The 23,252-nt window shown below is 72.2% G+C and carries 15 protein-coding genes; 6 read left to right on the top strand and 9 right to left on the bottom strand.

The window, feature by feature from the left end:
• Positions 1-24: 24 nt before the first annotated feature.
• The 8 genes from J7I98_RS22330 to J7I98_RS22295 form a co-directional block, all read right to left on the bottom strand.
• On the bottom strand, positions 25-1,314 hold the full coding sequence (locus J7I98_RS22330) for an MFS transporter (protein ID WP_214923550.1): 1,290 nt from the start codon (positions 1,312-1,314) through the stop codon (positions 25-27).
• On the bottom strand, positions 1,304-2,050 hold the full coding sequence (locus tag J7I98_RS22325) for a thioesterase II family protein (protein WP_214923548.1): 747 nt from the start codon (positions 2,048-2,050) through the stop codon (positions 1,304-1,306). The genes J7I98_RS22330 and J7I98_RS22325 overlap by 11 nt, the downstream gene beginning before the upstream one ends.
• Complete coding sequence (locus J7I98_RS22320; protein ID WP_214923545.1) at positions 2,047-5,160, bottom strand: type I polyketide synthase; 3,114 nt, start codon at positions 5,158-5,160, stop codon at positions 2,047-2,049. The genes J7I98_RS22325 and J7I98_RS22320 overlap by 4 nt, the downstream gene beginning before the upstream one ends.
• Positions 5,157-7,739, bottom strand: coding sequence for an amino acid adenylation domain-containing protein (locus J7I98_RS22315; protein WP_251021015.1), 2,583 nt, complete (start codon positions 7,737-7,739; stop codon positions 5,157-5,159). Before J7I98_RS22315 ends, J7I98_RS22320 begins: the two co-directional genes overlap by 4 nt.
• Positions 7,740-7,779: 40 nt before the next feature.
• Positions 7,780-8,352, bottom strand: coding sequence for an aspartyl/asparaginyl beta-hydroxylase domain-containing protein (locus J7I98_RS22310; RefSeq protein ID WP_214923542.1), 573 nt, complete (start codon positions 8,350-8,352; stop codon positions 7,780-7,782).
• 69 nt (positions 8,353-8,421) lie between these two features.
• Entirely contained in the window at positions 8,422-9,693 is a 1,272-nt protein-coding gene (locus J7I98_RS22305; protein WP_214923539.1) for an MFS transporter, read from the bottom strand.
• The gene (locus J7I98_RS22300; RefSeq protein WP_251021014.1) at positions 9,690-12,290 is read right to left on the bottom strand and encodes an ATP-grasp domain-containing protein; all 2,601 of its coding nucleotides are present in this window, start codon (positions 12,288-12,290) and stop codon (positions 9,690-9,692) included. The genes J7I98_RS22305 and J7I98_RS22300 overlap by 4 nt, the downstream gene beginning before the upstream one ends.
• 75 nt (positions 12,291-12,365) lie before the next feature.
• Positions 12,366-12,536, bottom strand: coding sequence for a hypothetical protein (locus J7I98_RS22295; RefSeq protein ID WP_214923533.1), 171 nt, complete (start codon positions 12,534-12,536; stop codon positions 12,366-12,368).
• A 302-nt stretch (positions 12,537-12,838) separates the two neighbouring features.
• On the opposite strand from J7I98_RS22295, the gene J7I98_RS22290 reads away from it, so the two are divergent.
• On the top strand, positions 12,839-14,065 hold the full coding sequence (locus J7I98_RS22290; RefSeq protein WP_214923520.1) for a helix-turn-helix domain-containing protein: 1,227 nt from the start codon (positions 12,839-12,841) through the stop codon (positions 14,063-14,065).
• Positions 14,066-14,126: 61 nt separating this feature from the next.
• On the opposite strand, the gene J7I98_RS22285 is transcribed toward J7I98_RS22290, so the two are convergent.
• The gene (locus tag J7I98_RS22285) at positions 14,127-15,326 is read right to left on the bottom strand and encodes an MFS transporter (protein ID WP_251021013.1); all 1,200 of its coding nucleotides are present in this window, start codon (positions 15,324-15,326) and stop codon (positions 14,127-14,129) included.
• Between the two features lie 160 nt (positions 15,327-15,486).
• On the opposite strand from J7I98_RS22285, the gene J7I98_RS22280 reads away from it, so the two are divergent.
• The 5 genes from J7I98_RS22280 to J7I98_RS22260 are packed head-to-tail and all read left to right on the top strand — an operon-like array spanning position 15,487 to position 23,165.
• The gene (locus J7I98_RS22280; RefSeq protein ID WP_214923504.1) at positions 15,487-16,767 is read left to right on the top strand and encodes an ATP-grasp domain-containing protein; all 1,281 of its coding nucleotides are present in this window, start codon (positions 15,487-15,489) and stop codon (positions 16,765-16,767) included.
• On the top strand, positions 16,764-19,028 hold the full coding sequence (locus tag J7I98_RS22275) for an ATP-grasp domain-containing protein (protein ID WP_214923500.1): 2,265 nt from the start codon (positions 16,764-16,766) through the stop codon (positions 19,026-19,028). The genes J7I98_RS22280 and J7I98_RS22275 overlap by 4 nt, the downstream gene beginning before the upstream one ends.
• Positions 19,025-20,971, top strand: a complete 1,947-nt coding sequence (locus J7I98_RS22270) for a prolyl oligopeptidase family serine peptidase (protein WP_214923485.1) — start codon at positions 19,025-19,027, stop codon at positions 20,969-20,971. The genes J7I98_RS22275 and J7I98_RS22270 overlap by 4 nt, the downstream gene beginning before the upstream one ends.
• 56 nt (positions 20,972-21,027) lie before the next feature.
• On the top strand, positions 21,028-22,191 hold the full coding sequence (locus tag J7I98_RS22265) for a fatty acid desaturase family protein (protein WP_214923475.1): 1,164 nt from the start codon (positions 21,028-21,030) through the stop codon (positions 22,189-22,191).
• Positions 22,188-23,165: a proline dehydrogenase family protein gene (locus J7I98_RS22260; protein WP_214923472.1), complete on the top strand. Its 978-nt coding sequence runs from the start codon at positions 22,188-22,190 to the stop codon at positions 23,163-23,165. Before J7I98_RS22265 ends, J7I98_RS22260 begins: the two co-directional genes overlap by 4 nt.
• The last annotated feature ends 87 nt before the right edge of the window (positions 23,166-23,252 follow it).

Raw genomic sequence — 23,252 nt, 5'->3', positions numbered from 1 at the left:
GGAAGGTCAGGAAGTCGAGGAGAGTCAGGAAGGTGAGGAGACGGTCGTGGGGACCACGGGTGCCGGCGGCGCTGCCCGCTCGCCGGAAGCGCGGGCGGCGATGGAGAAAGCGGCCGTCGCGGCCACGAAGAGCAGGGCGACGACCAGCCAGCCGACCGTGCCCGCGGGCAGGACGAAGGCCGTCATCAGGAAGGGGCCCACGATCAGCTGCGCACTCATGCCCATGCTGAACAGGGACAAGTACTGCGGCCGCGACCGAGGGTGGGCCATCTCGTACGACAGCTCCCAGGCGGCCACCGCGTGCAGGTTCTCGCCGACGGTGAGCGCCACCACCGCGAGGACCACGGCCACCAGGGCGACGACGACGCCCTGTCCGTCCGCCGCCGCGAAGAGCACGCAGGACAGGACCAGCGGCAGACAGGCCAGCCGCAGCAGCCGCAGCGCCTTGGCGACGCCCTGCGCGAAGCGGGCTACGTACACCTGGAGGACCACCGTCAGCACGGTGTTGACGGCGAGGACGACGGAGCTCGCACCCCCGGGCAGTCCGGCCTGCTGGGTCATCCACAGCGGCACCAGGATGAACAGGATCGAATCGTTGAGCAGGAGTACGGAGTTGGCCAGCGCGGCCGTCACGAAGCGGCGGTCCCGATAGGGAGACGGACCGCCGGTCCCGGCCGCCGTCGTCCTCCCCTTCCCGGGTGACGACGGCGGGCTCTTCCGAAGTGACGTACGCAGGCCCGCCGACCGGCCGGCCCCCGCGATCAGCAGAGCCACCGCCACGAACGCGGCCCCGTTGAAGGCGAACAGCGCGACGAACGCCGCCTCGGAGCCGGCCGCCTGGATGACGGCCGCGAGCAGAAAGCCCGCGGTCATCCCGACGTTGCTCACCGCCCGCAGCGAGGCCATGGTCCTGGTCCGCTGGTCCTCCGGCTCCAGCTCCCCCACGATGACCTGGAGCAGCGGCATCGCCGCCCGCGTGGCAGCCGTGATCAGGCAGGTGACGGCGAAGTAGCCGACGTACTCCTCGACGAATGCGTACGAGACGAAACCCGCCGCCCGCACCAGCGTCAGCCCCACGTAAACGGGTAGCGCACCGATCCGCCCCGCCAACGCTCCGAAGGGCGCCGGGCTGAGCAGCCCCAGCACATTGGCCGCGGTGAGCGCGCCGCCGACCGCGACCGCGGGGATGCCGACGATGCCCACGAAGTAGAGCGTGGCGGCGGCGAGGAACATGCCGACCGCGATGGCGTCCACGGCCGCGCCGCATGCGATGACGCGGCCGTTCCGCGACGCCGGGAGGAGGCTAGCGAACACTCTGCTGCACCCCCGCCGAGAGGGCCGCTTCGATCAGCCGGAACGGCGGGTTCGACGTGAGGTAGAAGTGGTCGCCCTGCACGGTGTGGTGCGTGAACCGTCCCTCTGTCACTTCTGCCCACGCCGCCGCGTACTCGGTGCCCACCTGCGGGTCCGCGTCGCCCGCGATGGCGGTGACGTCGCAGGTCAGCGCCGCCCCGGGCCGGTGGGCGTAGGCGTCGAACATCCTGAAGTCCCCGCAGACGTACGGGAGTACCAGCTCGCGGAAGTCCGGGTCGGCCAGCAGCTCGGCATCGGTTCCGCCCAGTGACACCAGGGCGTCCGCGATGGCGTCGTCGTCCATGTCGGCCGCCTCGGGGCCCTCCGGGTGCGCCAGGTGCGGGGCGCGGGCGCCGGAGGCGAAGAGGTGGGCGACCGGGTGGCCCCCGGCCTGGAGCAGCCTGGCCGTCTCGAAGGCGACCACCGCGCCCATGCTGTGGCCGAGGAAGGCCACGGGCCGGTCGAGCAGCGGTCGTACCGCCTCCGCGATGTCCGCGGCCAGCGGCAGCAGACTGGTCGGCAACGGCTCGTCGAGCCGGGACGCGCGTCCCGGGTAGCAGACCGCGTGGACCTCGTACTCCGGGAGCCCCTCCGCCCAGCTGTGGAAGAAGGGGGCCGAACCGCCCGCGTGCGGAAAGCACACGAGCCGGTACGCCGCCTCGGAGCGCGGGGTGGCGCATCTCAGCCAGTTCGTCATCGCAGGTCTCCCGCCGCGAGAAGGGTTTCCACGACCGCGGTCTGCTGAGCCAGCGTCGAGCCGGTCATGAGGTCGCGGACCGGGACGCGGACACCGAGGTCCTCGCCGATCCGGCGGGCGAGCCGCACGACCAGCAGCGAGTCCCCGCCGAGGTCGAAGAAGTCGGAGTCGGGCGACAGCCCGGTGCTGCCGAGCAGGTCCGTCCACAGGCCCGCGACCGATTCGGCCGGAGTCTTCTCCGCCGCCGGTACGGGCTCCTGCTCTGCCGGGGCCGCGACGGGCGCCGCAATCACGGCGGTACGGACGGCCGCCGCCGGTGCCAGCAGCCGCGGCCCCGCGAAGGCGTACCCGGGCAGGTGCGCCGGGCGGCCGGGACCGGTCAGGTCGGCCGGGTCCACGGGCAGGCCCATGGCCCACAGCTCCGCCAGAGCCAGCAGCGTCTCCTCGCCCGGGCGTTCGGAGCGCCCGGGGCTGAGCGCCACAGCGGTCAGCCCCGCGGCTTCGGCCATCCCGCTCAGGGCCTTGCCGGGGCCGGCTTCGACGGCCACGGCACCCGGGAACGCCTCCGCGATCGCGGCCAGACCGGTCGCGAACCGCACCGCGCTGCGGGCCTGTTCGGCGAAGGCACCGGCCTCGACGGCGCTCCCGGCCGGAACGAGTGTCCCGGTGGCATTGGCCAGGTACGGCAGTGCGGGGCGGCCGAGGGTGATCCCCGCCGCGGCCTCCCGCAGCCGGACCACAGCCGGGTCGAGCATCCCGGTGTGGAAGGCGTGGCTGGTCCGCAGCCAGCGTGCGGTCTCGCGGTCGCCGAGCCATGCCTGGAAGGCGTCCACGGCTTCCACGGGCCCGGCCAGCACAGCGCTCTCGGTGGTGTTGACCGCAGCCAGCTCCAGCCGGTGTCCGCTCGTCGCCGAGAACCGCTCCGCCAGCTCCAGGGCCCGCTCCTCGCCCATGACGAGAGAGACCATCGCACCCGGCGGGCAGGCCTGCATGGCCCTGCCGCGTACGGTCACCAGTTCGGCGGCGTCCGCGAGCCCGAGTACGCCGGACAGTGCGGCGCCGGTGATCTCGCCAAGGCTGTGCCCGGCGAGCGCGACGGGGCGAAGCCCGAGGCCGGTGAGCGCCGTGGCCACCGCGTACTCGACGCAGAACAGCGCGGGCTGCGCCAGTTCCGTACGGGCCAGCTCACCGGCCGGGAACTCCGGGTCGAACAGGGCGGTGCGCAACTGTGCCGCCAGGGCGGGCCCGAAGTGCCCGAGGCACTCCTCCAGCGCGCCATCGAACCCGGGCAGCGCCTGCTGGAACGGCCGGGCCATGCCGGGGCGCTGGCTGCCCTGACCGGGCAGCAGGAGGACGACGGGCGCGGGGGTGGCGGCCGCCGCCTCGCTCCCCCTCACCGACTCGGCGAGAGTGCGCAGCCGGTCGGCCAGCTCCTGGTGGGTGCGGCCCGCGACGGCGGTTCTGTGGGGCAGTCGGGCGCGGCCGGTCGCCAGGGTGTGGGCGATGTCGGCGAGCGCCACTGAGCGGAGCTCCGGGAGGCGGTCCGCGAGCCGGTGCGCCGCGCGCGCGAGGGCGTCGGGGTCGGCGGCCGAGAGCATCAACACCTGGTCGGTCGCGGGGCGTACCAGTGGCCGCTCGTCGGTCATGGCCCCCTCACGGAACGCGGGCCGTACCTGTTCCTGGCCGACGATCACGGGACGGTCAGTTGGGTTCCGCTCGCCGGTCGCGGGCCGCGCCTGCTCGACAACGACGTGGGCGTTCGTACCGCCGATGCCGAAGGAGCTGACGCCCGCCCGGCGCGGTCCCGGCCCGCTGTCCCAGGCCAGGCGCCCGGTGGGCACGTACAGCGGCGAACCGTCGGTCTCCAGCAGCGGGTTGAGGCTGCGGAACCCGGCCACCGGCGGCACTTCGCCCTCCCGGACCACCAGCAGGGTCTTGATGAGCGAGACCAGACCCGAGGCCGCGTCGAGGTGGCCGATGTTGGCCTTGACGGCGCCTACGGCGATCCCGCCCGGGCGGGCGCCGAGTTCGCGCAGGACGGACGAGGCGGCCGACCATTCGATCGGGTCGCCGACGCGGGTACCGGTGGCATGCGCTTCCAGGTAGCCGAGGGAGTCGGCCTCGATGTCCGCGGCCGCGAGGGCGGCGCGGATGACGGCCTCCTGGCCGGTGGCGGAGGGCGCCTGGTAGCCCGCCTTCGCGGAGCCGTCGTTGTTGACGGCCGTCCCGATGATCACGCCGTACGGGTCGCAGCCGTCGGCGACGGCGTCCTCGTACGGGCGCAGGACCACCGCCACGACACCCGAGCCGGCCAGCGCACCGTCGGCTTCCGCGTCGAAGGGCCGGCACTCGCCGGACGCGGAGAGGATGCCGCCCGGCAGGTGGACGTGCCCGGCCTGCGGGAAGTCGACAGCCGCGGCGACGACCACGGCCTGTTCGCACTCGCCGTTCAGCAGGGCCTGTACGGCGAGGTGCACCGCGACCAGTGAGGAGGAGCAGGCGGTCAGCACGCTGAGGGCCGGGCCGGTCAGCCCGAGCCGGTAGGCGATCCGGGTCGCCATGTAGTCGGGCTCGTTGGCGCGCAGGGCCTCCTCGACGCCTGCCGCGTCCAGGGTGTTCGACGTAAGCATGGCGCGCAGGTACGCGCTGCTGCTGGCGGAGGCGTAGACGCCGGTGACCCGGGGCTCGGCGGTGGGGTCGCAGCCCGCGTCCTCCAGCGCCGTCCAGGCGGCCTCCAGCATCAACCGGTGCTGCGGGTCCATCAGTTCGCCCTCGCGCCGGCTGATGCCGAACAGCTCGTGGTCGAACCGGTCGGCGTCGTCGAGCAGGCCTCGTACGGGCACGTAGTCGGGGTCGTCCAGTACGTTCGCGGACTCGCCGGCGTCCAGGAGTGTGCGGCGGTCGAGGCGGGTGGTGAGGATCTCGCCGCGGAGCAGTGCCTGCCACCAGGAGGGGATGTCGGCGGCTCCGGGGAAGCGTCCGGCCATACCGGTGACGGCGATGTCCAGGGAGCGGTCGCGCTCCGTTTCGTGGGTGTACCGCTCGTGCCCGGTCTCTTGGGAGTACCGCTCGTGCGCTGTCTCGTCGGTATGCCGTGGGAAGCCGGTCATCGGGCCGCTCCCTGCTGTACGCGGCGCTGGCGGGCGCGGGCGACGCGTTCGCGGCGGGCCCGCTCGGCCCGGTCGTTGGCCGGTGCTGCCGTGCCGGGGCCCGCTGCGGCGCCGGCCCGGACGAGCTCGGCCTGCGCGTTCACCGTGGAGCAGCGGAACAGGTCGACGACGGACGGCCGTACGCCGGTATGGCGTCCCAGGGCGTCCTGGAGGCGGATGATCAGCAGCGAATGCCCGCCGAGATCGAAGAAGTTGACGTCACCCGGCACGGAGGAGACCTGCAGGACCTCCGCCCACGCGGCCGACACCTGGCCGACGGGGTCACCGCTCGACGGCGCGGGCATCGCCGGCGCCACCGACGGGGCCTCCTGCTCGACGAGCGCGGCCAGCGCCGCACGGTCCGCCTTGCCGTTGACCGTGACGGGGAAGGCGTCCAGTGCCTTCAGCGTGGACGGGACCGCGGCCTCGGGCAGCGTCCGCACCAGCCTCTCCCGTACGGCGGCCAGCTCGTCCGGTGCGGCGGTGACCACGAATCCGGTGAGCCGGGTTCCCGCGGCGTCCGGTACGACCACGGCCTCGCGGATGCCGGGGCAGGCGCGCAACGCCGATTCCACGGCTCCGAGTTCGACGCGATGGCCGCGGATCTTCACCTGGTTGTCGCGACGCCCGAGAAACTCGAGGGTGCCGGCGGCGGTCCAGCGCACCAGGTCGCCGGTGCGGTACATCCGGGCGTCCCCTCCCGCGAAGGGGTCGGCGGTGAACACCCGTGCAGTGGCCTCGGGGCGTCCGAAGTAGCCCCGGGAGACGCCGGCGCCGCCGATGTGGAGCTCGCCGGTGATGCCGGGCGGCACCAGGCGGCCCGCCTCGTCCAGGACGTAGAGCCGTGTGCCCGGTACGGGGCCGCCGATGTCGACCGGTCCGGCCGTGTCGAAGCGCCGGTAGCTGGCCCAGACGGTGGCCTCGGTCGGCCCGTACTCATTGACGAGCACGGTTCCGCTGCCGAGTGCCTCGACGTGCCGGCGCAGCAGCGCCTCCGGGAGCGCCTCGCCGGCCGTGATCACCGTGGTCAGGGAGGCGAGCCGGGGCAGGCCGAGCCGCTCGCCCGCGGCGAGCAGCGTGTCGTACAGGGACGGGACGCACAACAGGTGTGTGACCGCGTGCCGTTCGACGAGTTTCAGCAGGGCGTCCGGGTCGCGGAACTCGTCCGGCCCGGCGACGACCAGGCGGCCGCCCGAGGCGAGGGTGCCCCAGAGCCCGGCGACGGAGGAGTCGAAGGCGAGCGGGGAGAGCAGCAGGAAGACCGGCTCGCCGGGGTAGACCTCGCGGCGGGCCCGGGTGGAGGCGGCCAGCTGGGCGTGCTCGACGACCACGCCCTTGGGGGTGCCGGTGCTGCCGGAGGTGTAGATGAGGTAGGCGGCGTCCCGGGGGCCTGTCTGCGCCAGTGGCAGGATGTCGCCTTCCTCGCGGACCGCGCGGTCGTCGGCGGTCACGACACTCAGGCCGGGCAGAGTGACGCGCTGTCCGGCGTCGCCGGTCACCACGACGGCGGAGACGCGGGCGTCGGTGAGCACCGCGGCGATCCGCTCGTCGGGGTTGGCCGGGTCGACGGGTACGTAGGCGGCTCCGGTGCGTACGACGCCGAGCACCGCCGCGACCATGGCCGTGGAGCGGTCGGCGAGGATGCCGACGCGGTCGCCGGGTCCGACACCGGCCGAGGCCAGCCGGGCGGCGATCCGCCCGGCCCACGCATCGAGTTCGCCCCGGCCGACCTGCTCGTCCCCGCAGACGAGGGCGATGCGGCGGGGGTCGGCGGCGGCGAGCGCGGCGACCTGTGCGTGCACCGGCTCGCGGCCGTCCTCCGGCAGCGGGTCGCCGGTGCCGAGGCCCAGCAATGCCTGGTGCTCGGCCTCGTCCAGCAGAGGCAGAGCGCCGGCGGTCACGGGCTCCTCGCCCGTCAACGTACCCAGGACGGTGCGCAGTTGGCCGAGGAGTGCCGAGACGCTGTCCTCGGTGTACCGGTCGGCGTTGTACAGCGCCGCGAGGTGGGCGGCCCCCTCGGCGGGGTCGCCGTCGCACAGCGCGATGCCGACCTCACGGGCGCCGGACAGCGTGGTGGGGGCCGCGCCGTGCCGGAACTCCACCGCATGGTCCGGGATCGTCGCGTCCGTACCGTCGGTCCACAGCGAGATGGACCGCTCCAGCGCGAGGTCCGTACCGGCCAGCAGCTCGGCGCGGTTCAGGTCGTCCCGTACCGCGAGCACGACCGGTACCCGCAGCGCCCCGGCCACCGCACGGTCCGTGCCCGTACGCCGCGTCAGGGTCACGGCCAGCGCTGCGAGGCCGACGGTCAGTGGGGTGACCGCGTGCTCGCGGGCCGTGCGTCCGACCGCCGCCCGCAGAGCGGGGTCGAGAGGCAGGCGCACCACTGCGGTCCGTCCGGCGGGGACGGGACGGGCGCCTCCGACGCCCAGCGGGCGGTCGGTGGTGGCAGCGCGGACCTCGTCGGCCCACTGCTGGAACGCCTCGCTCCTGTCCTCGGCCCGGGGATGGTCGAGGGGGGCGGCGGACGGCGATGACATCGGAACTCCTTCGGTGGCGGTCGGGACGCGGTGTTACTGCTCAGTCGGTCAGCGTCATGGTGAGGTGGATGCGGTCCGTGCCGCCGGCGTTGTAGGCGGAGTGGTGGCGGAGGGTGTTGAGGATGTGGACCCGGCCGTCGGTGGGCACGTGGTAGGTGTGGCCGCTGCGGAAGAGCAGGCGGCTGTCCTCGTTGGTCTGGATCGCCACGTGCGCGACGCGCGAGTGGTCGGTGTGCATGTGGTAGATCTCGCCCGGGTGCAGGGTGACGAGACGCATGCGGCCGGGACGGAACGGCAGTTGCTTGTAGAGCTCGTAGAAGTAGGTGTCCTTGAGCGCCTCGTTGAAGAACGCGAACTCGTTCTCCTCGAAGTTCTTCTCGCCGGTCTCCTGGTTGAACTGCCCGTTTCCGGCGTCGCGCCACTGGTCCTCGGCACCGGCGCGGTGGGTCAGGCCGAGGCGGCGCAGGCGGTCCTCCGGCTTGCCGGACGCCGCGGCGGGGACGCGCTCGATGTACTGGTGGTACGCCTCGACGATCTTGTCGTGGTCGAGCTGGAGCCCGGCGACGATCTCGACCAGCTCGGTGTCGATCGTGCTGAGGGTGGGCGTGGCCATGGTGATCTCCGTTCTCTCCGGGCGGTCGCCCGGACGGTGTGCGTGTTGGGGTTACGGGGAGAAGAGCGGTTACGGGGAAGGGACTTCGTACGCCCGGACCTGCGGCGACGTACGGACGGCCCAGGAGACGAGCGGGCGGCTCGCGAAGCCGACGAGGAGGAACAGCCCGCCGAGCAGGAACCAGCCGGGGCGCCCGAGTCCGAACGCGAGGGTGCCCAGCACGGCGGGCGCGAGCGCCTCGGCGAGGCCGCCGCCGAGGCCGAAGACCCCGGAGTACTGGCCCTGGGCGTGCGGGGCGGCGAGCCCGAAGGAGTACTCCATGGCGGACGCCGCGTGCCACAGCTCGCCGAGCGTGTAGACGGCCGTGGCCGCCAGGAGGAGCCCGGCGGCGGCCCAGGCGGGCACGCTGCCGGCTGCCATCATCAGCACCAGCCCGGCGCAGATCGCCAGTCCCGCCCAGCGCATCCGGCTGCCTGCCGAGTCGGGGTCGGAGACGTTCTTGCTGACCGCCACCTGGAGGGTGATGACGAGGACGGTGTTGAGTACCAGAACACCGGAGACGAGCCAGCGGGGCGCCTCGGTGTGCTCCACGATCCACAGCGGCAGGAGAAACGTCGGCACCGCGAAGTGCAGCGACATCAGGCAGTTGAGGACGGTGGCCGCGAGGTAGGGCCGGTCCCGCAGAGCGTCCCAGCGGCCGCTGAGCGGTGGTACGGGGACCGGCACCGGCCGGGGCAGCCACAGCAGGGCCAGGGCACAGCCCGCGAAGGCCAGGGCGCGGCCGCCGACCAGGCTCAGATAGGCGGGTGCCGTGTCGAGCTGGATGGCCACGCCGGCGACCAGCGCGCCGAGCGAGATGCCCAGGTTGGTGGCGGCCCGCAGGTAGGCGCGGAACCGGGCCGGGTCGTCCCCGCCGAAGGCTCGTACCAGGGGGGCACGGCTGGACTTGTCGGCCGCGAAGACCACACCCGTGAGGACCGAGATCAGGACGAACGACCAGAAGGCGTCGACCAGCAGGAAACAGCCCATGAAGACCGTGCCCGAGAGCATCACCGCGATCTGGGTCTCCCGGGCTCCCCAGCGGTCGGCGATACGGCCGCCGAGGATGCCGGCCACCAGGCCGACCATCGCCCCGGCGAACAGTCCGAACGCCACCTGGGACATGGGGAGGTGGACGACCCTGGTGAAGTACAGGGCGCTGGAGGACATGAACATCCCGCTGCCGAAGGCGTTCACGAACGTCGCCCCGGCCAGGGTGCGTCGGGGGCCGCGCTCGGGCAGCAGCCGCGCGAGCGGTCCCTGTGGACCGGCGGAGGTGCCGGCCTCCGGGCTCGTGGTCACTGCCACAGCGTGTCCCGGAAGTCCGCGTCGGGACGCTGCTCGCGGCCCCAGGCGCGCAGTTCGCGGCCGGTGACACCTTGCGGAGCCACCACGAGGCGCTCGTCGAACCAGGCCCGTACGTCGGCGAAGCGTGTTTCGAGCTCCTCCTCGCTCGCCGCCGACACCAGTACCTGTCCCATCCGGTGGTTGGTGTTGTCGATGTCGCCGAGGAAGGTGCCGCCCGCCGGGAACTCCACCCGGGCGAACTCGACGCCCGGCAGAGTGCGCAGCTCGGCCGGGGAGGGGCAGGTGAGGAGTGTCCCGGCCCGGCCCTTGAGGTAGCTGGTACCGAAGATCTCCGGGCGGTGTTCGACGTCCGCGCTCGGCTCCCGGCCGAGGACGCTCAGCAGCGCCGCCTCGCCCAGATGGATGCCGAACTTCGCCTGGATCTGCTCGTGGATGAGGGCTCCGCCGCGGCGGGCCGCGCACTCGCTGAAGGTGAGCCGGCCGGTCTCGGGGTCGTGGAAGAGTTCCATGTGGAAGACGCCGTCACGCAGGCCGAGGGCCTCCAGCGAGCGACGTATCACCGGTTCCGCACGGTCGTACGCCCAGGTCTCGTCCTTGGGGTCGAAGTGCCTCATCCACAGCGGGGTCTGCTGGTCGATCATGGTCAGGCAGGGGGCGCCGTAGCGGCCGACGGCCAGGAAGCGCAGTTCGCCGTCGTGGAGAAAGCCGTCGGCGATCCACTCCTCGCCGCCGATGTACTCCTCCAGGACGAAGGTGCGCTGTGCGGTGCGGTCCGCCCGGTAGCGGCGGCTCAGGGCGCGCAGGCCCTCCAGGCTGTCGACGACGGCGGTACGTGCGGTCGCGGCGCCCGCGACCGGCTTGAGCACCGCCTTCTCGTACTCCCAGGTGACATCGGAGACGTCGTGGACGTCGTCGATGACGGTGACGCGGGCGGTGGGGATCCCGGCCTCGGCGACCTTCCGCTTCTGGAGCGACTTGTCCCGGAAGTAGACGGCGGTCACCGGGTCGATGGCGCGGCAGCCGAGGTAGGAGGCGAGGACGCCGGCGGTCACCAGCCCCCACTCGTCGGAGGTGTGGACGGCGTCGAAGCGGTGGTTGCCGAGTCCGGCCCGGTGCAGGGCCATGAGGATGGTTTCGGGGTTCTTCTGGTCTTCGACCAGCAGGACCTTCAACTCCTGGGGGACTTCGGCGAGTCCGTGGTCGTACCCTGCGGCGCCCCAGACGACGACGGCGTCGATGCCGTTGCGTACGCAGGCCTGCATGACGTACTTGTCGGTGCCGAGCAGGAGCACGCTGGGGCGGCGGTCTTCCCCGGCCACCTCGTAGACGTCGTCCTTCAGGGTCTGGATGGTGTCGCGGTCCGCGCGGATCGTGGCCGGGTCGGGTGCCGTCAGGAAGATCCGCAGCGGGCTGGTGAGCAGGTCGGCCGTGGGGCTTATCCGCTTGCCGGGCGCGAGCTTGACGCCGACCAGGTGCACGCTGGGCAGGGCCGCGATGCGGTCGACGACGTCCTGGTTCACGGCTTCCACGACGCCGTCGAGTTCCGTACGGGTGCTGTGTACGGCCGCCGCCGCGCGCGGGGCGTAGACGCGGCCGGCGTACCGGTCCGTGAACTCCTGGGGGCGGGCGTAGGCGAGGGCGGTGAGGTCGGCCTGGTTGGCGCCCAGGCAGATGTCGTGGAAGCCCGGGTTCATGTTGCCGTTGAGGCGGGCACCGATCTCGACGAGGGCCGGGCCCTGCGGGGTCATGATGACCTCGGCGTGGGCGGGACCGTGCTCGATGCCGAGTGCCTTCAGCACGGTGTCGACGTAGGCGATCAGCTCGGGTACGGGCTCGGTGTCCGGGTCGAGCAGGACATCGAGGTCGTAGATGTTCTTGCCGCCCGGCAAGATCTCCTTCTCGTACTCCCAGACTCCGCACACGTACCGGTCGCCGTCGACGCTGACGGTGTCGACGATGTACTCGGTGCCCTCCAGGAACGACTGGACGAGCGCCTCGGTGTTGGGCCGGTCGAAGATGTCCGTGGAGCCGAGCACCGCGCGGGCCGCCGCCAGGACTTCGGCGGAGCTGTGGCAGCGGTACACGTGGTCGGTCGAGGCCGAGCTCAGCGGCTTGACGACGACGGGGTACGAGCCCGCCCGCTCGGCCCAGTCGGCGAGGGCCTGCGGGCTGGTGCTCTTGTACTGGTCCGCGCAGCGCACTCCGGCGCGGCGCAGGGCCTCGATCATCTCGTACTTGTCGCGGCGGGCACTGGAGAGCGCCGTGCCGTTGGTGGCCAGCCCCAGGCGCTCGCTGAGCGCGTCGGCGAGCGGGACACCGGGCTCCTGGCCCGCCAGTACGGCCACAGGACCGAGCGCGGTGAGTGCCTCGACGGTCCGCTCGAAGGCGGCGTCGTCCGGGCAGTGGAAGTTCTCCCGGTAGGCGCCGAGGTCCGGCTGGAGCATGGTCGACATGGGGTCGGCGGTGCTGTGGACATGCACCAGGTCGATGCCGAGCCGGGCGAAGGCCGGGGGCAGGAAGGTGCCGGTCGAGTACCCGTCCACGATCACAGCGGTCTTGACCGGGCGGGCCGGGGTCGAGTCGGAAGCCATCGAGTCCATCACTCTCTGTGCGGTGTGCGATGTACGAGGAGCGGTCGGCGGGAACCGGTCCGTCAGGACAGGGCCTTAGGCGGCCGGAGGGGCGGGCCAGCCGATGTCGCCCGCGACGACGGACTTGGCGATCGGAACCGGCCAGCCGATGTCACCCGCGGGACCGGCTACAACCGCGAAAAGCGCTACGAAGGCGAACGCGCCGGCCGAGATACGGATGCGAGTGGCACGCAGGAAGGACCGCACAAAGACTCCTTGGCAGATATGAATCACGAGGTCGCGGAGCATCGGTGGCTGCCGCGTTGCCCAGAAAGCTAGATCAGCCGCACGGATCTTGGCAAGTGGTTGCCAAGAAATTGGCAATCCTGGTTCAGCTGCGGACCGCACGATCCCCGCCAATCGGTCTCAAGTACTGGGCAAGAATTTGCCCGAGCGTCCGGTGCCCGGCTAGCCTTTGCTTCGACAACGGCAACGTGCGCCCTGTATTGGGGGCCGTGAGAAGCCCGCCCCCTCCCTCCACCGCCTGTACGACCTCTGGGGTTGATCTCTTGCTGGAACAGCCTTCCTTCGGGCGTCGGCTCAAGCAGCTGCGGAGCGAGCGGGGCCTGTCACAAGCCGCGCTCGCCGGTGACGGCATGTCCACCGGCTATCTGTCACGGCTGGAGTCCGGCGCCCGGCAGCCCACCGCCCGCGCCGTGGAACACCTGACCGCGCAACTGGGCGTCAAGGCCTCGGCCTTCGAGGAACCCGGCGTCACCGATTCGCTGGCGCAAGCACTTGCCAACGCCACGTCGACCAACTCCGACGAGACCGTCGAGGCGCTGGAGCGCGCACTGTCCGTGGGCGCCGGCCAGGACCCTCTGCTGCGCTGGCAGGCCCTGTGGCTCGTCGCGCAGTGGCGCCGCCGGCACAACGAGCACGCCAAGGAGCGGGAGTTCCTCGAAGAGCTCGTCAGGCTCGGCGACGAACTCGGCCTGCCCGCCCTGCGCTCCCGCGGGTTCACCCAGCTGGCGCGCTGCCTGCGCGCCTGCGGTGAGATCACCCTCGCCGTCGATGCGGCCACCACCGCCCATCAGCTGGCCCGTGACAACGAGCTGCCCGTACAGGACATGGCGGCCAGCCTGCTGGCCCTGGTCTCGGCCGAGGCCGAGGCGGGCCGGCTCTCCGAGGCGCGGGCGCACGCGGACGAGCTGACCGCCCTGACCGACAACCGGTCGGACTCCCTGTGGGCCGAGGCGCGGTGGACGGCTGCCGCCGTCCGGGTGCGCCAGGGCGACCTCGTGGCCGCCCAGGAGCTGCTGGAGCAGGCGCTGGACGGCTTCACCAGCTCGGAGAACCTGGCGCTGTGGACGCGCCTGCGGGTGGCGGCGGCCCGGTTGCACCTCCAGAAGACCCCGCCGGAGCTGGACATCGCGGAGCAGTACGTCGAGCAGGCCGAGACGAGCCTCGCCTTTGTCGGCATTCCCGCGCTGGACCAGGAGGTGATTTCCCTCAAGGCCGACATCGCCTTCCAGGGGAGCCGCTTCGCCGATGCCCGCGCGCTGCTCGACCGGGTACGCGGCGCCGATCCGCACATGACGTACCGCAACCGGGTGCGCCTGGACGTCCTGGACAGCCGCCTGCTGATCATCGAGGGCGAAGAACACGAGGGGCTGCGCAGGATGCGGGCACTCGCCGAGGAGGCACAGGCCGCGTCGAACATCGACCTGGCCGCCGACATCTGGCGCCTGCTCGCCGAGACCCTCACGGACGCGCGCGGAGCCTCCCCCGCCTGACGTCGTCGGGCGGGGGAGGCTCCGTCGGGCGAGTGTCGCCCGGGGGACAGTGGGCCGGGGTTCAGCCGATGCGGCGGCCGCGCACCAGTCCACCGGCCGCCAGGACCAGGAAGCCACCGCAGCCCAGGATCATGCCGCTCCAGCCGTACGTCCCGTAGAGCGCGGTGCCGGTCAGTGACCCCACTGCGCCGCCCGCGAAGCTGGCCAGCATGAAGAGGGTGTTGAGCCGGGCGCGGATCCGCTCGTCCAGCCGGAAGATCCGCACCTGATTGGCGATCTGCCAGCAGCTTCCGCCGTACACCAGCAGGTTGGAGCCGATGACGAGCGCGGCCATCGAGCCGCCGCCCAAGGTGCCCAGGAGCAGGAACGCGGCGCTGACGCACGCCAGGGCGAGCGTGTTGACGTACAAGGGGCCACGCTGGTCGCTCAGCCTGCCCGCCGAGTACGACAGCAGCGCAGCCGGCAGACTGAACAGCCCGAACAGCCCCGCCCAGGCGACCCCCTTGCCGAAGGCCGGCCCGGCGAGGTGGAAGGCGAGCGTCGCCCAGAAGGCGCTGAAGGCGGCGAAGACCGTCGCACCCAGGAAGGCCGAGAGCCGCAACTCGGCATGGGCGAGCAGCAGCTTCGGCAGTGACCCGATCAGCTTCCGGTACGGGACGGTCCGGTCCCCCGCGCCGTGCTCGGGCAGCAGCCGCGGCAGGACGAGGACGAGGGCGCCCGTGAGCGCGGCCGAGACCAGGTAGGCGGTGCGCCAGTCGCCGCTGAGTTCGACGACCGCGCCGGAGAGCGTGCGCGAGAGCGTCGACCCGAGGGTGAGGCCGATCCCGATCATCCCCACGGCGCGGCCGCTGTGGGCCGGCCCGGCCATCGAGGCGGCCGTCGGCATGAGTACCTGCGGGATCACCGTGGTGGTCGACAGGGCGACCGTGGCGAGCGTGAGCGTGACGAGGTTGGGAGCCGCCGCCGCGACCAGCAGCCCGGCCGTCGTCAGCAGCAGCAGCGCGGTGGTCAGGCGGCGCAGTCGTGCGACGTCCGCGAGGGGGACCACCAGGCTGATGCCGAGCGCGTACCCGATCTGCGCGGCGGTAGCGACCAGGCCGGCCGCCGAACCCGAGACCCCCAGCCCCGAGGCGATGGCGTCCAGCAGTGGCTGCGGGAAGTAGATGTTGGCGACCGTGAGGGCGCCCGCGACAGCGAGGGTCAGTGCGGTCCCGCGCCCCAGGCCCGAGCGGGGCGGTGCGGTGGGTGCTTCGACGGTCAAGGCCGATCCCCTCTGTGTTGACCTGTGTTGACCAGATCTATGGACGATGCGCGGACCATATTGCCATCGAGGCAATGCATGTGGCAACCTCTTGCCAATCCCTGGAAAACGGCACCGCCGACACGGCTGCGGGCTGTTCCCTGATCGCAAGGTGGAGTACATGAGGAGCGCGGAAGTACCTCCGGTGGCAGTACTGGTGGATGCCTACACGACGGGCAATCACTTGCCTCCAGCATTTGCCAAACTCGGAGTCGACGTGGTGCACGTCCAGAGCACGCCCGAGCTTATGACCTCCATGAGGCTGCCCGATCTCACCGCATACCGGGCAACGATCCCGTACGGCACCCCGGCCGAAACCGCCGCGCGCCTCGCGGAGTTCAGCCCGGTCTGCGTGGTGGCCGGACAGGAACCGGGCGTACCGCTTGCCGACGAACTGTCCGAGCTGCTCGGCCTGCCGGGCAACGGCACGGCCCTTTCCTCCGCCCGTCGCGACAAGTACGAGATGATCGAGACCCTGCGCCGAGCAGGCGTCCGCTGCGCCGACCAGTTCAAGAGCGACAGCGCCGAGGCGCTCGTCGCCTGGGCCGAGCAGCGCGGCCAGTACCCCGTGGTCGTCAAGCCGCTCTCCTCCGCCGCGACCGAAGGCGTGGCCATCTGCGGCAGTGCCGAAGAGGTCCGCAAGGCCGCCGAGGCCGTGCTCGGCACCGTCAACATCTTCCACGAGCGCAATGACGAGGTCCTGATCCAGTCCTTCCTCCAGGGCGAGGAGTACATGATCGACGTCGTCTCGTACGCCGGGCAGCGCCACATCTGCGGCGTCTGGCAGTACCACAAGCGCCGTGAGGGCACCCACCAGTTGTACGACCACGACTCGATCACCCCGCCGGACGCGAGCCCCGCGCCCGAGATGATCGCGTACATGCACGAGGTGCTCGACGCCCTCGGCATCCAGTACGGCCCCACCCACGCCGAGGTCATCGTCACCCCGCAGGGCCCCGCCCTCGTCGAGATCGGCGCCCGGCTCAGCGGCGGAACGCTGCCCGACTTCCACGACATCTGCCTCGGCGGGAACCAGGCCGACATCACGGCCCTCGCGTACGCCAGGCCGCAGGAGTTCCTCGACCGGTACGCCGGCCGTACCTACCGCAAGCTGACCCACGCGAGCATGGTCTTCACCGCCACCGAGGCCGACGGCGTCGTCGAGAGCCTCGACCAGGACGTGATCGCGGAGATCGAGTCGCTCCCGTCCGTCCACAAGCTCGTCCCCAAACTGGCTCCCGGCAGCCGGATGCGCCCGACCGTCGACCTCTACACCGCCACCCTCGCGGCGCACCTCTCGCACACGTCGGCCGAGGTCCTGGAGCAGGACTACGCGCGCATCCAGCAGCTCAAGGACCGCGTCTACCGCCTGCGCGACGACTCGGGGCGGGCCGCCGCGTGAACACCGCACCCCACTCCCACTCCCACTCCCCCGAACTGCTGTTGATCGGCGGCGGCGGCGCGATGACGCTCAGCGTCGACGTGGCCGTACAGGCACTGGAGCAGGCCCGAGCCCGCGGACTGCGCACCCATGTGACCAACCTCGGCGACACACTCGCCGCCACCCCCGCGGTCACGGCCGCGGCCGGCGGCGCGAGCGCCGTCGACTTCACCCGCCCCGGTGACACCGCCGACTGGGCGGCGGCCCGCGCCGCGACCGGTGAGCGCCCGGCCGTCGTCTTCGGCGTACGGGAGATGGCGCAGGAGGCGGTCGCCGAGACCGCACAGGCCCTCGCGCTGCCGGGCAATCCGCCCGCCGCCGTACGCCGCATCCGTACCAAGGACGCCTGCCGGGCGGCGCTGGCCGCTGCCGGATTCCGCCAGCCCGCCGTCCGGTTGTGCGCGGACGAGGCCGAGGCGCGCGCCTTCCTCGCCGGTTCGGCCGGCCCGTGGGTCGTCAAGCCGCGCGACGGCGCGGACAGCGCGGGGGTACGCAAGGTGACCGGCGCCGACGACCTGCCGGCCGCGCTGGCACAGCTGCCGGATCGCGAAGCCCCGTTCCTGGTCGAGGAGTTCGTCGAGGGCGCGGAGTTCAGCGTCGAGGGCGTCTTCGTCGGCGGCACCCCACGCGTCCTCGCCGTCACGGCCAAGGAGAAGCTGGCGCCCCCGTACTTCGTCGAGATCGGGCACGTGCTGCCCGCCGACCTCCCGGAGGACACCCGCCGCGAGATCGAGGAAACCGTCATCGCGGCGCTCACCGCCCTGGAGCTGCGCTTCGGCCTCTTCCACGTGGAACTGTGGCTGACGGCCGACGGGATCGTGCTCGGCGAGGTGCATGCCCGCATCGGCGGCGGCTGGATCCACCGGATGCTCCCGCACGCCCTCCCCGGCCTTGAGCTGTACGGGACGGTCTACGACGACGTACTCGGCCGGCCTGTCCAACTGCCCGCCGCCACCCGAGCCGCCGCCACCCGCTACTTCTCCCCGCCCGCCGGCCGGGTGACCGCAGTCGAGGGATGGGACGAGGTCCGCTCGCACCCGTCCGTGCTCCACGCCGAACTGCACGTCGCGCCAGGCGATGTGGTCTCCGGCTTCCGCAGCGGCGGCGACCGGGTCGGTGCGGTGGTCGTCGGCGCCGACACCCCGCCGGAGGCGCGCGAACTGGCCCGCCGGCTCGTGGACTCGGTCCGGTTCACGATCGAGCCGGCCGAGCCGGCACCGGAGGTGTCACTCACCCTCGAAGCCCGGCCGCTCACCAGCTCGTTCCAGATCTCCCACATGACCATCGAGACCGTCGACATCCTCCGGCTGCGCCTGCTGGCCGGCGGCGTGACCGTCGGCGAGGGCGAGATCGCCGCCGACAGTGGGTACGGGCAGGACGGCCCGGCCATCGCCGCCGAGGCGGAGCTGCTGGCCCGGGCCCTGGCCGGGGAGTGCGACCGCGGTGCGGATCGCGTGGCGCCCGTCCGCGCCCGTTTGGAGAAGGCCGCGGCGGACGGCGTCAGCGCGCCCGCCCGGATGCTGGTGGAGATGGCCTTCCTGGACCGCGCCGCCCGGCTGGCCGGCGTACCGGTGTGGCAGCTCCTCCGACTCCCCGAGCCCGGCCGCGTCCGGCTGCTGCACACCGTGCCCATCGGCGAGGAGATCCCCCTCGACGGCCGGCCGCTCAAGATCAAGCTGGGCGGTCCGGACGACGAGCAGGTGCTCCGCTCGCTCGTCGGTGTCGACGCGCCGCTGATCCTCGATGCCAACCGCGGCTGGGACCGGCAGGACTGGGAGCGGCTGCGCTCCCTGGTGACGGGGCTCGCCCCGGCCGTCCTGGAGGACCCGGTGCGCGATCCGGCGCTCCTGCCCGAGATCCGCGCCGCGCTGCCCGGCACCGCAGTCCTGCTCGACGAGGGCGTCGCCACCTCGGCGGACGCGGAGTTCGCGGTGCGCGCGGCCGGAGGTCTCAACGTCAAGCTGATGCGCTTCGGCGGTCTCCTGCCCGCACTCACCGCCCTCACCGGCGCGACCGAGCAGGGCGCCGCCCGGATGCTGGGCTGCTTCCTGGAGCCGCCGCGGGCCATCGCGTACGCCGCGCAGCTCGCGGGCCTGTCCGACTGGTCGGACCTGGACGGCCACTTCTGGGTGAGCGACGACCCGGCAGTCGCCGCGTACGAACTGGACAGCAGCAGCCCCGGGATCCCGCGGATCGCGTACGGGACGGGTGATCCGGCATGACGGACGTCAAACGGCAGCTCCCGTACGGCAGTTGGGACTCCCCCGTGCGAGCCGAGGACGCGGCGCGCGGCGACGTCCTGCTCGAATGGGTCGGCTTCCTCGGCGAGCACGTGTGCTGGACCGAGGTGCTCCCGGAGGAGGAGGGCCGCAGCGGACTCATGTGCCGCACCGACGACGGCATCCGCGAGGTGCTCCCTGCGGGCTGGGACGTACGTACCCGGGTCATCGAGTACGGCGGCCGCCCTTGGCTGGCCCTCTCCGACCGCGCCGAGGACGGCCTCGTCTTCAGTCACGGCCCCGACCAGCGGGTCTACCGCTGGCGGCCGGGCACCCTGCCCGTACCGCTGAGCCCGGCCGGCGCCTGGGCGGGCGAACTGCGGTACGCCGACTTCGCGGTGCGCGGCGACGAGGTGTGGTGCCTGCGCGAGACGGTGACGGACGACACCGCCCGCACGGCCGAGCGCCACCTCGTGGCACTGCCGCTGGACGGCAACGCGGCCGACGACCCGTCCCGCGTCCGCGAACTGGCCGCCACCCACCACTTCATGACCGGTCCGCGCATCGAGCCCGGCGGCGACCGGGTGGCGTGGCTCGGCTGGGACCACCCGGACATGCCCTGGGACACGACCGACCTGATGGTCGCCGGCATCCGTCCGGACGGCACGCTCGGCGAGGCGACGAGGCTCCTGGGCGGCGACGGCGAATCGGTCACCCAGGCCGACTGGGCCACCGACGGCTCGGGCAGCCTGTACGCCGTCAGCGACCCGGACGGCTGGTGGAACGTCCACGCGATCGACCGGGGCGGCCGGGTCCGCAATCTGTGCCCCCGCCCCGAGGAGTTCGGAGAGGCGTTGTGGCGGATCGGCCTGCGCTGGTGCCTGCCGCTGCTGAACGGCAGCCTCGCCGTGATCCACGGCGTGGGCGAGCGCCGACTCGGCATCCTCGCCGACGGCACGCTCACGGACTTCGACGACCCCGCCACCGAATGGCACTTCGCCGCGACGGACGGCCGCCGGGTCGCCGCCGTCTCCTCGTCGCCCGGCCGGCGGCGCACCGTCGTCCTGGCCGACCCGGCCGACGGCAGTGTCGAGGTCGTACGGGCCCCGGCCGGGGCCTCCTTCGACGCCTACGCCACCACCCCGTACCGGCGCACGTACGCCGGCAGCGGCGGGGAACCGGTCCACGCCCATGTGTACCCGCCGTACCACCCCGGCATCACCGGCCCCGAGGGCGAACTGCCGCCCTGGCTGGTCTTCGTGCACGGCGGCCCCACCAGCCGTACGCACCTGGTCCTCAACCAGGAGATCAGCTACTTCACGAGCCGGGGCATCGGCGTCCTCGACGTCCAGTACGGCGGCTCCACCGGCTACGGCCGGGCGTACCGCGAACGACTGCGCCGGAGCTGGGGCCTGACCGATGTCGTCGACTGCGCCACCGCGGTCCGCGGCCTGATCGCCGAGGGGCTCGCGGACCCGCGGCGCGTCGCGATCCGCGGCGGCAGTGCGGGCGGCTGGACGGCCGCCGCCTCGATCGCCGCCGAACCGGATCTCTACCGGGCGGCCGGAATCTACTACCCGGTGCTCGACCCGGTGACCTGGCGCGACGAGACCCACGACTTCGAATCCCGGTACCTGGACACCCTGATCGGCCCCTGGCCGGAAGCCGTTGACCAGTACGAGAAGCAGTCGCCGCTGGCCGGCGCGGAGCGCATCCGCGCCCCCTTCGTCCTCCTGCAGGGACTGGACGACACCGTCTGCCCGCCCGCCCAGGCGGAGCGGCTGCTCCAGCGAATCGACGGCTGCACAGCCGGCACAGCCCCGTACCGCTATCTGACCTTCGAAGGTGAGGGGCACGGTTTCCGGCGCTCCGCCACCATCGCCGACTCGCTCCGGGCCGAACTGCGGCTCTACGGCCGGGCACTCGGCTTCGCCCCCGCGCACTGAGCGCGCTCCCGCGCCCCGCGCGGTCCCACGCTCCTTGAACGAACAGAGGCACCCTCATGTCCACACTCGAGCAACTGAACTTCGACCGGCTGGCTCCTGGCATCCGCAGGGAGCTCAGGAACCTCCGGACCCTGGACAACCACCACGCCCCGCTCGCGATCCTCTTCGAGTACACGCTCATCGCCGCGTCCGTGGCGCTCTGCGTCGGGGTCTCCTACTGGTTCTATCCGGTGGCGCTGGTCGTCATCGGCTCCGTACAACGGTTCCTGTCGCACTTCCTGCACGAGTCCAGCCACAAGGTGCTGGCCAGGAACACGGTCCTGAACCTGGCAGGCGGCTCCCTCTTCTCCGGCTATCTGGTGTGGCATCTGTACGGGCCCTACCGCAGCTCCCACGTCGGCAATCACCACCGCAACCTGGGCGACGCGCAGAACGACCCCGACTACAGCTTCCACATCGAGTGCGGCCTGTACGACACCGAGCGCTCCGACCGGCACTTCTTCCTCAAGGAAGTGGTCGCCTCCGCGCTGGGTCTGCGCACCCTCAAGTACCTCGGCTACATCGCCCGCGAGCGGGTCTTCTGCGACAGCTCGCAGATCACCGTGTCGGTGCCGGTGCCGCTGCGCACGGAGCAGCTGGTCTTCGTGACCCAGTGGTCCGCGATCTTCGGCGCCTCGGCCTGGTTCGGGTTCCTGCCGGAGCTGCTGCTCTTCTGGTTCGTACCGCTGTTCACCACCAACGTGGCCATCGGCTGGCTGGCCGAGCTCTCCGAGCACTACCCGATGCCCGAGAGCGAGAACAAGCAGGTCCTGCTGACCCGCAACCGCCACGGCGTCTTCCTGGAACGTTTCCTGATCAGCCGTCACAACGACCGCTACCACCTGGTCCACCACATGAACGCCGGCATCCCGTTCTGGAACCTCGGCCGCGCCCACCAGGTGCTGCTCGGCGACCCCGGCTACGCCGCCTGGGACGGCCTGTGGGCCGGCGCCTTCACCCGGCCGCGCGACCGGCGCGACAAGGAAACCGTGATCAGCTACGCCGCCAAGTACCGCACATGGCGCCGCCTGGGCGGCGATCCGGCGGCGGCCGGGCCGAGCTTCGCCCAGCTGATGGTGCTCGCCGCCGGGTCGGGCACGGCCGGCGACCCCGCTGACTTCGTCCTGTCAGGGACCGAGCAGCTCTCCTGCGACGACGAAAAGGCCAAGGTGCTCTCATGAAGTCGGCAATGTCCCAGCGTGCCCTGCACGAGGCGGCCGGTCAGGGCCTGCGGATCCTGGCAGCCGACGAGCGGTGCCGCACCGCTTTCACCACCCCCGGCTCGGTCCTCCAGGACGTGCTGTCGCCGGCCGCGCGCCGGTACGTACTCGCCGCGGGCCGGGACGAGTTCCTCGACCACCTCGGCATCCTGCGCGGCAAGTCATACCGGATCGCCGTGGAGTTCGTGGGCGAGGAGAACTCCGACCCTGCCGAGATCGAGCGCGTCGTGGACGAGTACCTGACGGTCCTCGCCCATGAGCCGGTCCCGGAGCAGCTCGGCTTCGACCTCTCCAACCTGGGCCTCGCATTCTCCCGGGAACTCTCCCGGAAGAACACCGCACGGATCACCGAGGCGGCGGCGGCCCGGGGCTGTGAGGTCGTCCTCAGCATGGAGCGGGCGCCCGCCGTGGACGAGGTGCTCGGCACCTATCGCGACCTCGCGTCCGAGCACCCCAATCTCGGCGTCACCGTCCAGGCCTACCTGCACCGCACCGAGGCCGACATCGACACGATCCCGGTGGACGAGCGCAAGATCCGCCTGGTCAAGGGCGCTTTCACGGCGCCCACCGAGATCGCGCTGGGGCGCGGCCCGGCACTCGACGAGCGGTATCTGCGGCTCGCCGGGCGCCTTCTGGACCGGGGCGCCCGCCTGAGCCTGGCCACCCAGGACCCCACGGTCCTGGCCGCCGCCAGGGAGAGCGGACTGCTGGACCGCGTCGAGGAGATCGAAATGCTCCACGGCGTACGCCCCGACCTGCTGCGCTCCTACCGCGAGGCCGGCTACGCGTGCCGGATCTACGCCACCTACGGCGAGAACTGGTGGCTGCACCTGCTGCACCGCCTGGCCGAGCACCCGCCGATGGTCCTCACCGCGCTCGCGGACATCGCGGAACGCCACCGGGGCGACAGCCGGACCGTCGGTGCGGGCTACTAGGGGCCCCGCGACGCCGCGGAGATCAACCGGAGACCCCCTAGGCCCAGAGCCGCACGAGTCGATCACGTACACGTACACAACAGAGCA

It is taken from the genome of Streptomyces sp. ISL-98, assembly GCF_018614055.1.
Lineage (GTDB): Bacteria > Actinomycetota > Actinomycetes > Streptomycetales > Streptomycetaceae > Streptomyces > Streptomyces spiramyceticus.
The sequence above is the reverse complement of the archived record's forward strand: the minus strand, read 5'-3'. Positions and strand labels throughout refer to the sequence as shown.